Origin of the sequence: uncultured Nostoc sp. (genome assembly GCF_964245445.1) — a bacterium.
Classification (GTDB): Bacteria; Cyanobacteriota; Cyanobacteriia; order Cyanobacteriales; family Nostocaceae; genus Nostoc.
The window spans coordinates 44,379-55,026 of record NZ_CAXTNE010000014.1 but is presented as its reverse complement, the minus strand read 5'-3'; the positions used below and the strand labels follow the sequence as shown (position 1 = coordinate 55,026).

At 41.4% G+C, this 10,648-nt stretch carries 12 protein-coding genes and 1 pseudogene; 8 read left to right on the top strand and 5 right to left on the bottom strand.

Annotated elements, in window-relative coordinates; translation table 11 throughout:
- Window positions 1-137: 137 nt before the first annotated feature.
- Together ACFE90_RS04340 and ACFE90_RS04335 are read left to right on the top strand one after the other, a co-directional pair.
- A complete protein-coding gene (locus tag ACFE90_RS04340) occupies window positions 138-599 on the top strand; it encodes a transposase (protein WP_375498064.1) in 462 nt (153 codons plus the stop codon).
- A gap of 107 nt (window positions 600-706) precedes the next feature.
- On the top strand, window positions 707-928 hold the full coding sequence (locus ACFE90_RS04335; protein ID WP_375498062.1) for a hypothetical protein: 222 nt from the start codon (window positions 707-709) through the stop codon (window positions 926-928).
- Between the two features lie 175 nt (window positions 929-1,103).
- Here ACFE90_RS04335 and ACFE90_RS04330 read toward each other — a convergent pair whose 3' ends face one another.
- Window positions 1,104-1,898 carry a peptidylprolyl isomerase gene (locus tag ACFE90_RS04330; RefSeq protein ID WP_375498060.1) on the bottom strand — a complete coding sequence of 265 codons (795 nt, stop codon included), beginning with the start codon at window positions 1,896-1,898 and terminating at the stop codon, window positions 1,104-1,106.
- Window positions 1,899-2,348: 450 nt separating this feature from the next.
- Window positions 2,349-2,723: a cytochrome c gene (locus ACFE90_RS04325; protein ID WP_104908556.1), complete on the bottom strand. Its 375-nt coding sequence runs from the start codon at window positions 2,721-2,723 to the stop codon at window positions 2,349-2,351.
- A gap of 209 nt (window positions 2,724-2,932) precedes the next feature.
- On the opposite strand from ACFE90_RS04325, the gene petG reads away from it, so the two are divergent.
- Window positions 2,933-3,046, top strand: a complete 114-nt coding sequence (gene petG / locus ACFE90_RS04320) for a cytochrome b6-f complex subunit V (protein ID WP_063721252.1) — start codon at window positions 2,933-2,935, stop codon at window positions 3,044-3,046.
- Between the two features lie 130 nt (window positions 3,047-3,176).
- Here petG and rsmD read toward each other — a convergent pair whose 3' ends face one another.
- Both rsmD and hisH read right to left on the bottom strand, forming a co-directional pair.
- A complete protein-coding gene (rsmD, locus tag ACFE90_RS04315) occupies window positions 3,177-3,722 on the bottom strand; it encodes a 16S rRNA (guanine(966)-N(2))-methyltransferase RsmD (protein ID WP_375498058.1) in 546 nt (181 codons plus the stop codon).
- Between the two features lie 91 nt (window positions 3,723-3,813).
- Entirely contained in the window at window positions 3,814-4,449 is a 636-nt protein-coding gene (hisH, locus tag ACFE90_RS04310; protein WP_375498056.1) for an imidazole glycerol phosphate synthase subunit HisH, read from the bottom strand.
- A 61-nt stretch (window positions 4,450-4,510) separates the two neighbouring features.
- Here hisH and ACFE90_RS04305 point away from each other — a divergent pair.
- The 4 genes and pseudogenes from ACFE90_RS04305 to ACFE90_RS04290 all read left to right on the top strand — a co-directional run.
- Window positions 4,511-4,738, top strand: a pseudogene (locus ACFE90_RS04305) (peptidase C15); the annotation flags it as partial.
- A gap of 461 nt (window positions 4,739-5,199) precedes the next feature.
- Window positions 5,200-6,588, top strand: a complete 1,389-nt coding sequence (locus ACFE90_RS04300; protein ID WP_375498054.1) for a DUF3370 domain-containing protein — start codon at window positions 5,200-5,202, stop codon at window positions 6,586-6,588.
- A 549-nt stretch (window positions 6,589-7,137) separates the two neighbouring features.
- Window positions 7,138-7,572 carry a response regulator gene (locus ACFE90_RS04295; RefSeq protein WP_375498052.1) on the top strand — a complete coding sequence of 145 codons (435 nt, stop codon included), beginning with the start codon at window positions 7,138-7,140 and terminating at the stop codon, window positions 7,570-7,572.
- Between the two features lie 102 nt (window positions 7,573-7,674).
- The gene (locus tag ACFE90_RS04290) at window positions 7,675-8,112 is read left to right on the top strand and encodes a response regulator (protein ID WP_375498050.1); all 438 of its coding nucleotides are present in this window, start codon (window positions 7,675-7,677) and stop codon (window positions 8,110-8,112) included.
- A 151-nt stretch (window positions 8,113-8,263) separates the two neighbouring features.
- On the opposite strand, the gene ACFE90_RS04285 is transcribed toward ACFE90_RS04290, so the two are convergent.
- Window positions 8,264-9,592 (bottom strand): hypothetical protein, encoded by a 1,329-nt coding sequence (locus ACFE90_RS04285; protein WP_375498048.1) that lies wholly within the window; start codon window positions 9,590-9,592, stop codon window positions 8,264-8,266.
- Window positions 9,593-9,747: 155 nt separating this feature from the next.
- Between ACFE90_RS04285 and ACFE90_RS04280 the strand changes: the two genes are divergently transcribed.
- Entirely contained in the window at window positions 9,748-10,320 is a 573-nt protein-coding gene (locus ACFE90_RS04280; protein WP_375498046.1) for a Uma2 family endonuclease, read from the top strand.
- Window positions 10,321-10,648: the final 328 nt, after the last annotated feature.

Below are 10,648 nucleotides of genomic sequence, written 5' to 3'. Positions count from 1 at the left end.
AGGGGTAGCCCTACGCAAAAATAGCTCGATGCCAGGATTCTTTATACTAACAAAACCCCCAAGCTCATATCAGAGCTTGGGGGTTTTGTTTATCATGAATTTAGTATTGGATAAATATTTATCAATTGCTGCGCGGCTTGTTTGCCAGAGCAGTCAATGGCGAAAGAGCAGTTGGTAGTATACCTGGAAGTAAAGGTAAGAACGTTTCTTTGATTGGAGCTTTAGACCTTGATGGGCTGGTTGCAGCAATGACTGTGCCAGGTAGTACAAATACTGTTGTCTTCCTCACTTATGTAACTGAGGTCTTAGTACCTCAGTTATGGAAAGGAGCGATCGTAGTCATGGATAATCTCCGGGTTCATCATGCCGAACGTGTAAGAGTTGAAATTGAGTCTGTTAGTGCAAAAGTCAAGTTTTTGCCCCCCTACTTTCCAGATTTATTTCCCATAGAACTGTGTTGGTCAAAACTAAAGCAATTTCTCCGTTCCTGTGAAGCACGCACTCTGGAATCACTTAACCAAGCAATTGCTCTTGCTGTCAATTATATTACCGAAGATGATGCCTTCGGTTGGTTCAATCACTGTGGTCTATTTACCTGAAAATTGCTGTAAATGCTGATTAGCTTAATACACATCATCAAGCTCTCAAAGCAGTCGATGAAGCGTACAGTCTTTCATCAGTAACTCAAACTGATGATACTCTAGTTGTGCGAGTACCACGACCCAGCCATGAACAACAGGCATTACAATTAGCAGAACAACGCCGTGCTAGGCGAGTTGCTATCCATCAGCAAGTTTGGGAGTTACATCACCAAGGTTGGAGTGCAGCGAAATATAGCGCTTCTCGTTTGGATGCAATACACTTTGACCTCTTTGCAATGCTAGCTCTTAAAAGGAAAGAAGCTTTGAGTCTTACTCTCCAACGCTAGCTCTTAAAGGGCTGGGGGTTAGGTCTGTATTTCATGCAATTGAGAACCACTATATATCCTCGGTCTCCAAACATTTTACCAAACATCAAAAGCGATCGCTCGTCCAGCCTGGAAAACTAAAAGAGCGATCGCTATCTTCAGTTTTGAAGCCAAGTATGGCAGTTACCTCCCATACTTAGGTTAAAGGCTGATCGCCATCTCCCTGTGGTAGCGTCCCCGCCTCTGATCGTGGTGCAGACATGATTTGCTTTTGCTGTTCTTGTAGCCAGGTTTCAAAGAGTTCATTCAGCAGTCGCACTTTCATAAATTCATCCAGTTGCGCGGGGATAAATTTTTCCAGCCGCAAAATCACGAACCAGTCGGCAATGCGGGTAGGGGGCAATATCTGACCTGGTTGACTGCTAGATAGCATTTGCACCATTACCGGATGTAGTGCATTCAGTTCAATCGGGCCTACTAAGCCTCCAGTTTGGGCTTCTGGTCCCAGTGAATATTCACGTGCCAAGTCGGCAAAAGAGTTTTCTTTTGCCTGAATCCGGAAGTAAAGTTCTTGGGCTATTCCCACATCCTGGGTTCGCAGTAGAGAATAAATTACTTTGTCTAGTTTTGTCTTGGACTGAAAAAAGTAGGATTCCAGTTTATTACCCCAAGTAGCTTGCTTGAATTTTTCAATTTTAAGCTTACGAGTGATAATAACTTCTAGTTGTTCGGGAGTCAGCCCTTGATGTGCCATCCAAGCCTGGATGTCTTCTTCATTTTTGAACTGTTTTTCAGTGTAAAACTGCTGTTTAGCTTGGGCTACTTCCTCAGGTGTACATATTGCTACCTTGGCGGAGCGTGAATTTTGCTCTATTGCCTCATCAATAATCAATTCGCGCTGCAAATGTGGCAGCATTTGGTAACTTGCCAGTAAGGAAATCAGTTCACTAGCTGTGATTGTACGATTACCGATTTGGATCGCTTCAGTCATTAGCTTTCGGGCATCTTAAAAATATCTGGTCTGTCAAAGAAGCTAAACCGTAGTCCACTCTCTGGGAGCCTTTGTCTTAATCTACCAAGTTAGGTACGCTAACTTCACTTTCGTAATAATTAAATAGTGGCTTTAACATACTTTAAAATATACAGTTTATATGAGTTTTTATCAAAGATTCTACGTAAATACGACCAGATGTGAAAAAAAGGACAAAGGTCAAATGGGAGCATCCCAATTTTGCAATTTTACCAAAATAGTTAGCAGTTAATTGCGATACAAAGGTGTTTTAGTTAACCAGAAATACTCACTCTATAGCAAGTCTCATTTTAATCTGACTTTTCCCATTATATTTTTGGTAGAGCGATGTCTACGAAGGGCTGCGCCTACGCTCACTATACCTCTATCCCAAAGTCCTACTATGTATCCTGCAACCAAAAATTCTAACGTTTACAACGACTCTAAGTAATTTAAAAGATCCGCCATTTCTTGGGCACTAGGTTGGAATTTTGGCATTGGCGGGGTTTCGCCACTGATCACCTGGCGAATCAGTCCATATCGAGACTTGTGCTTTGAGACAGCTTGCAAACTCGGCCCTACTCGTCCGTCTGCTTCCAAGCCATGACAACCAGCACAGTTAATTTGAAAGATTGCGTGTCCTTGAACTGGGTTTCCTGTTAAGGATAGAACGCTCTTGACGTATGGATCGGAGGCTTGAACCAACTGAACACCAAAAAAGCCCAAAGGGACTGCTAGCAGTATAGCCAGCGTCAATAAAACGATCCGCTGAATCAAAATTTCAGGTTTGGTAATCTGGTTATCCAAAAGGTTTGCTGTGAAGTCTAGGTGTGCTAAAAAGTTTTCATTTCCTACACATAGCTTAAAAGTTCTTGATCGTGTCTGCAAGCACAGAAGACTATTTTCTTGTGGGCACTCGCCTTCCAAAAAGCCTGTAGGGCGCAGGATTTATACTAAATTTGGTAAAATCAAAAACAGGCAACGAATATTTAATAATTTCAAAGAGGAGATTTACAGTGGTTGAACCCCTACTATCAGGTATTGTCCTTGGTCTAGTTTTCGTCACCCTCGCCGGACTGTTTTACGCTGCCTATAAGCAATATAAGCGCCCCAATCAGTTGGGGGGGTAAGCAGTGCTGAGTTTTGTTAGCGGATGAGCTATGGTTTAGCCTGTGCTAAGTTTTGAGTGGGAAAATGAGGGGAATGAGGGGGACAAAGTAAAATTTTCTCCTCCTGCTCCTTTGTCTGCCCCCTCTTTTCTCATTGGACAATTCTATAGAAAGTAAGTGATGTGTTGCCATAAACTTTCTCACGGCAAATTTCCCAAGCGGGAATCTCTGGCGGTGTCCAACCTTGTGAGGCGTGTTCAACTGCAATTTCACCGCTAGGATCTAAAAGTTGATAGTGAGCGATCGCTTCTAAAACTGGCTGGTACAATCCACTGGCATAAGGTGGATCAAAGTAAATTCTATCGAATTGCTTGCCTGATAAAATCTTTAACTGTTGGAAAATATCTCCCCGCAATACCCGAAGTTCTTGCTCGGCATTAGCTACTTGCTGCCAATTTTGTTGGATGGTGGCACAGGCTCGGCTCGATTGTTCAATTCCCACTACAAGGCTGGCTCCTCTACACAAAGCCTCTGCGCCCATTGAACCAGTACCCGCGCACAAATCTAGCCAGCGACAACCTGCAATTTCTCCCTGCCAAATATTAAACACTGCCTCCCTTACTCGCGCACTGGTGGGTCTAGTTTCTTTTCCTGGTAAAGTTTTTAGCTGGCGATTCCCGTAAATTCTCAGGCTCATTGGTTATTAGTCATTGATCATTAGTCATTAGTCATTGGTCATTAGTCATTAGTTTTAGACAAAGGACAAACAACAAATAACAAAAATAGTATTAGGCAGGAATTTTTTCGCGGACTTGAGCAACAAAATTAGATAAGATTTGCAATCCGATATTAGAGGATTTTTCGGGGTGAAATTGGACTGCCATCAGGTTTTCGCGGGCGATCGCAGCTGTGACGGTTTGAGTACCGTGAGTGACGGTTGCTGCACGGATTAGCGGGTCTATTGGGTCAACATAGTAGGAATGGACAAAATACACCCAAGGATCGGACGGTAAATGCTCCCACAAAATACTTTTTGGTTGAGTCATTTCCAGTTGATTCCAACCCATGTGAGGAATAGTGATGTCAGGTTCTGGGCGAAACCGCCGCACTTTTCCTTTGATAATTCCTAGTCCTGGTTGGGTACCTTCTGCACTTGATTCAAAAAGAATTTGCAATCCTAAACAAATTCCTAAGAAAGGTTTACCAGATGCGATCGCTTCTTTAATAGGTTGTTCTAAACCACGCGTTCGCAGGTGTTGAACTGCTGGATCAAATGCTCCCACTCCCGGCAGAACTATTGCATCTGCCTGTTCTAATTCCTTTGGAGAATAAGTAACATTAGGAGTTGCTCCAGCTTTTTCCAAGCCTTTACAGACTGAGTGCAAATTTCCCATCTCGTAGTCTACGACCGCAATTACTGGCATTCACCTGCTCCTTGTAAATTTTTTATTATGGAGGGTTTTTCTATTCTAAATAATATTTGTTATGAAGAGAAGAATTCTATTAACTTCTTTTGACATTTGCCTAAAAGATCAACAGTCGAATTCTTCTGATGATTTATTACTTGAAGTTACCAAACTTGATCTGATACCAGATGATTTAAGTTTTTTACCCTAGTTACCCGTAGATGTGCAACTTGCCAGTACTCAGGTAATGGAAAAAATCAATGCAATTCAACCTGATTACATCATCTGTTGTGGCATGGCTGCAAGCCTTACATAATTAAGTATGGAAGCAGTTGCTAAGTAAGTAGGGGAGAAGAAATCAAATTAGATTAAGTAATGTAAAAACTCTTGAGATTATTTTGTAGTCAGAGCTTCAGCCCTCATTTGAGGAATTTAGTCTTGACCAAAAACCTTTAATTATTTAAGCCGCTCTACTTAGCTGTGGAGAAATTGTTTTGTAGACAGCAGTTGATTTAGAAAAATTATTGGCGGGAGCAGCAGCAATTGAGATTAGCTACGACTGCGGTAAATTTGTTTGTGTTAGCGTAGTGTCTCGCAGAGAGTACTTAAGCTAAAAGCAACTCACGGTACGTTGTATCTTTGCCCACGTTCTGGTTCTCAATCAAGAAAATTTGATGGGGATTTTTGCAGATTCCGTATTAATTATTAACAAACTAGCACTTTCATCAAGTTGTTAATGTCTGTATGGTGAAAGAAATATCTAAGTGTATGTTGCCATTGTTACTAATTTTCCCAATTGCTCAATTAACTCCTGCCACGCCACCACCTGAAGAAGTCGTACAACCACAAGAAGTACGTCCTTTACCAGGCCAATTGGATACAGTGCCAACGTTTAATAGCAATAGTCCAGAATTGGTTTTGAAAGAAGGAATTTTACTTTCTACCTTTCCACCAGATGGCAAAAAAGTGCCAACGGCGCATCTGAATTTTCCTTTTCGAGGACGATTTGATATTTTTGCTCATCACATTACTAGGGCTGAACCACCAGAGAATTTGCGTAGGCGTAGCCCGTCGGAGACATCGCTGTATTTAGGGATAATTTTGCACAATCCTAGTTCGGAAGCAGTGAAGGTGAATATTTGGCAGGCGGCGAGTTATTTGAGCCAACCGGATGCACCATTTATTGAGCTACCATCTTTTAGGCAAAATCTTTTGGGTACAATTTTTGCTGGCCCAGGCGATCGCGTCATGTCTGATGTACTAAGGGGACGGCGACAAGAAATTTTTCCTGCCCAAATTGAGATTCCACCAGGGCAAAGTCGGATGTTACTAAATTTACCAATTCCTGTGCAGGGATTGACACCACCCCTCAATGGTCGGTCTACATTGATCCGACTGCAAAGTAATGGCACTGTCTATGCAGCTAGCCTAGCCATGTTTGCACGGGTGAATCCCGATGGCAGTGAGCGATCGCCTACTTTAGAAGAGTGGCAAAATTTACTCGATAATGGTGATTTGGCTGGGCCACGAGATAAAGCGCCCACTCCTTTAGAGGAAACTGGCAAACCAAGAATTTATGGACGTGTAGCTGGAGTGGCTGGTGGTTCACGATGGAGAGCCTTATTAGTAGATAATCCTAAATCCAGGTATCTGACTATTCCCCAGCCTGGTCAAATGTTTTCCTACGCTTTGAGTAGCCTGCATGGCGGTACATTAGGAACTGGTCAAATTCAAAGTGCTAATATGCTGGTGCGCTATCCTGACACTGCATATCGCGCTCATGGGAACTATGGGATTCAATATAATCTGAAGTTGCCGCTATACAACAATACTCAAAGTCCTCAAACTGTTAGTGTCTCGATACAAACACCACTCAAGGAGGAGCAATTGGAAAAACCGGGGTTACGCTTTTTTAGTACACCGGCCCCTCAAGTATTCTTTCGAGGGACAGTGCGGGTACGTTATATAGATGAGCAAAATCAGCCACAAACTCAGTTTGTGCATTTGGTGCAAAAGAGAGGTCAACCAGGAGAACCCTTAGTTTTATTAAATACGAAAGCAGGCGATCGCTCCTTAGTAGAAGTAGACTTTCTCTATCCGCCAGATGCTACACCTCCGCAAGTATTAACAGTTTCAACTCAAGCTGAACCTCGGTAATGAGTCATGGGTAATGGGTAATAGCTTTTCTCCAATTACCTATTACCAAAAAATATTAGTCAATGTCAATAGTACAAAAACGCGTAGCCCTAGCCCGCACTTCTCTACGAGACGCTGCGCGAACGATATACTTTGACTGCGCTACCTCGGCTTTGCTCCGCACAAGTCAGTACAAGAAGCTAAGTGACCGTCGTAGACATCGCCAAAACCTAAAAACATTAGTTAAATATTAAGAAATTTAAATATATCAAAGTTATTTTAAGTTTTTTTTCATTCGATATAATGATAAATCAGGGTTAGCTAAATACTTATAATTACGATTGCAAAGCCTTAAACTTCGACTATTACTGAAAACAGGACTTTGCTTATGGAAACCATATCGTATATTCCTCTAGATTCCTACGCCGTCTGTTCGAGCAGCTAAATTATGAGAATTGCGTTGCATAATGTTAAGTAACATTATGGAAATCTTATTTTTCTATGAAAAATGCATTAATTATTAAATTCTCGTTAGATACTGTGATATTCACTTAGAGTGAGGCTCCTGGTATGCCCATTCCCAACACTTCTACACTGGATGGATTGCGAGTACTAGTGGTCGATGATGACCTCGATTCTTGTGCCTGGATGACTTGTTTGCTTGAGTTGTATAGGATCGAAGTTCATTCAAGTTTCACGGTAAATCAAGCTTTAGCAGCGTTTGTGGAATTTTGCCCAGATTTAGTACTTAGTGACATTGCCATGCCCGGTGAAGATGGTTATTCGCTGCTACGTCAGATCCGGCAAATCGAAGATAGGCTCGACAAATCCACTCCCGTTATCGCAGTCACGGCACTCCAAGAGTTAGAAGCTCGATTTCCAGAGTCGGAAGCAAGGTTTGACCAATGGTTATTAAAGCCTGTGGATCTAGATGAGTTAGTTGGGGCGATCGCTCACCTAACAGGGCGGTCAATGTTGATCGGTGAATTAACTTCTTCATATTGATAAGGCTTTTCACCCCAAGTTTGTCTATTTAGGGTGAATACTTATTTTACTTTATGCGTTGCAATAGAAATAGCAGACTATAGCAAGCAATAAAAGGACGGTATGACAACCGATCAAAAAATCAACCAAGAAACTGAGTTAGATTCGCTCCAGCCCCTTGTTGGAATTTTGATTTTACTGGTAGAGGATGAGCCAGATATTGCAGATTTGCTTATCTTCATTTTGGAAGCAGCGGGTGCAGAGGTGATGGCTTTAACCGATGCAGAAGCAGCCCTTGCCTTGGTAGAATCGCTTCATCCCGATATTCTGCTGTGCAATGTGAAATTACCCGCTCATGATGGAAATTGGTTAATTGAGCAAATTCGAGTGCATTCTTGCTCATCCTTAAGAGAGTTACCCGCGATCGCTATCACTTCTTATACACGGGAAATCTCAAGTCATAAGGCTTTGAATGCTGGTTTTAATCGATTTCTAGTCAAGCTTGAGAGTCCAGAGGAAATCGTAGATGAGATTGTTCACCTGCTATCTACCGATCTTTAAATATAAATACTCGGTCTTTATCTCGTTTTTGACACAATTTTATCCAATAGGCGCTGGGAGGTACAGCTAGCTGTACGCTCCTACAAATGACTTTACCTTAGAAACCAAACCCTAAGCGGGTAGGGTGAGATGTTGAATATATTTGTTAACTTTATTGAAAACCCTTTGCTGGCTTTTTTTGCCCTTTACTTTTGGGCTTGGATTTGTTAACTTCTCCTAAAGCTTCTTGAAATAAATTGTGTAGATGTATAGGGACGCTAGCAATTTCTGGTAACTCTGGCTCAATAGGTTTATTGAATTCCTGCAAAAGTGCATCCAAGTCGCTTTCAAGACGAAACTCTGGACGTTGCAGAACTGTTTGCAGCACATTTTCTAATTTACTTGGATACTGTTGCGCTAATCGATGCCAAATAAAAGCATTAATACTTTTATCTTCAAGGTAATAGCGAACTAGTTTTTCAGCCCCTTGAACACTTTGCCAGTCCTCTGCCGATAAAATTGCTTGTACCTTACTATATGTTGGTAAAAACATTTGTCCCCAATGGGGATGAGAAAGAGCTGTTACCTGTTCTGCTTTCTTGAGTTCAGGAGGCAAATCAACCTTTGGCATAACCATTTTGCTGTTACCGCTTTTGCTGTTAAACATCTGAGAGACTACGTTGGAATCAGCACCAAATTCTTCTGCTGCTGCTTTTATTTCATCGTCTCCAATGCCAGCTGCTTCTGCTACTTCAGCCAAGGATTTAGAAGTATCAATTCCTGCTTCTGCAAAGCGTTTTTCAGTGATTAATTCTTGGAATTCAGCTATTTTTTTATTAAGCTGGTATCCAGGTAGTGTGATTTCATCAGTGCCAAAAAAGTCCACAAACTGCTGATGATATTGTCCTACTGACTGCCAAGCTTCTTCTAGCAAGTCTGGAGCATCGCTGTAAAGATTACTTTTATAGTTTTCTTTGAAATTACCAATTGCTACAGCAAGTTTTGGTTTACCTAATTTACCCATTATTGTGTAGGGGCCAGAAAACATCCAGTAGCTATCGGTAACAGGAGAAATGCGAGTTAGTAAAATTTCTCCTACTTTCAACCGAGATATTGCCTGTAATGTTTGAGTATTGTTTGGCTTGACGATGTAGTGTTTATCGGTCAACCAGTTCGTTAATTCAAAGCCATCAGGTAGAATATTCGTTATGGCAAATAAGCCAATAAAACTATGATGCCAGCTGTTGATCAGGTTGTGATCGCTCTGTTCTAAATCTGGATGGCTTTCGATAAATAACTCTAAGGGAGATTTATCACCGACTTTCCCGGCTGTCAGAAAGCTATCGATAATTAAGTCCTGCTGTGTACTATCCCCACTTCCACGGCGCAACTGTTCTGCTGCATAAGTTTCCAGTGCTTGTGCCAGTTCGCCTTCAGCATCAAGGACAAAATCAACTAAGGCTTGTTTTAATTGGTGCGATCGTTCTAATATGACATCCACAAGTTAATCTCTCGGTGCAACAGATGTAGATTATAGCTCTTAAGAGAATTACAGCATCTAGCTATTGCTAGATTTATGGTGACCTGCATTTAGCGGATTTACGCCGTTAAGCTTCTTTTAAACTAGATACAAGGCATCACACAAGGTCATTACAGATGGTTGCAACTCCAAATTCTAGCTATATTTCTCCAGAAGACTATCTTAAAAGAGAAGAAACCAGTCATATTAAGCATGAATATAGACAGGGACAGATTTATGTAATGGTAGGGGCAAGTAACGCCCATGTAATTATTTCTCTTAATATTGCTTCAATGCTGAGAAATCATTTGCGTGGGAGTGGATGTCAGACTTATATCTCAGACACCAAAGCACATACTGAGTCAATTAATATCTATTACTACCCCGATATTATAGTAAGTTGTGACCAACGAGATAGAGCTTTTGATAACTTTCTGCGTTACCCTTCGTTAATTCTAGAAGTGCTATCTCCGACAACAGAAGCCTTTGACCGAGGTGAGAAATTTGCTGACTACCGGCAGATGGAGTCACTTCAGGAATATGTACTTGTAAGTCAAACTCGGTTAAATGTTGAGTGTTTTCGCCGCAACTCAGAGAGACAGTGGGTACTTTATCCCTATGGACAACAAGATATCATTCATCTGGCAAGTATAGATTTTCAGTGTGCTGTTGCAGATTTCTATGAGGATGTTACTTTTGAATCCCCATAATTGACTGAGCAAATAATTATTAATTCAGAATTCATGATTAAAGAATGGGTACAAGCCTCCACGGTCATTTTTAATGAGCGTGGTCTTAAAGAGTGTAGAGAGTTCAGCAGATCATAATGATTTAAATTAATAATTAATAATTATTAATTATAGCGGTTCTCGAATGGAAGCAATACACTTTGACCTTTCTCCTAAAAGGAGAGAGGCTTTGAATATTACTCCCCAACGCTAGTAGGGAAGGGGTTGGGGGTTAGGTCTGTATTGCAGACCCAGAAGCGCTATATATTGACTACTAGATTGAAAGGTAGAAATCAGAATATTGAGGATT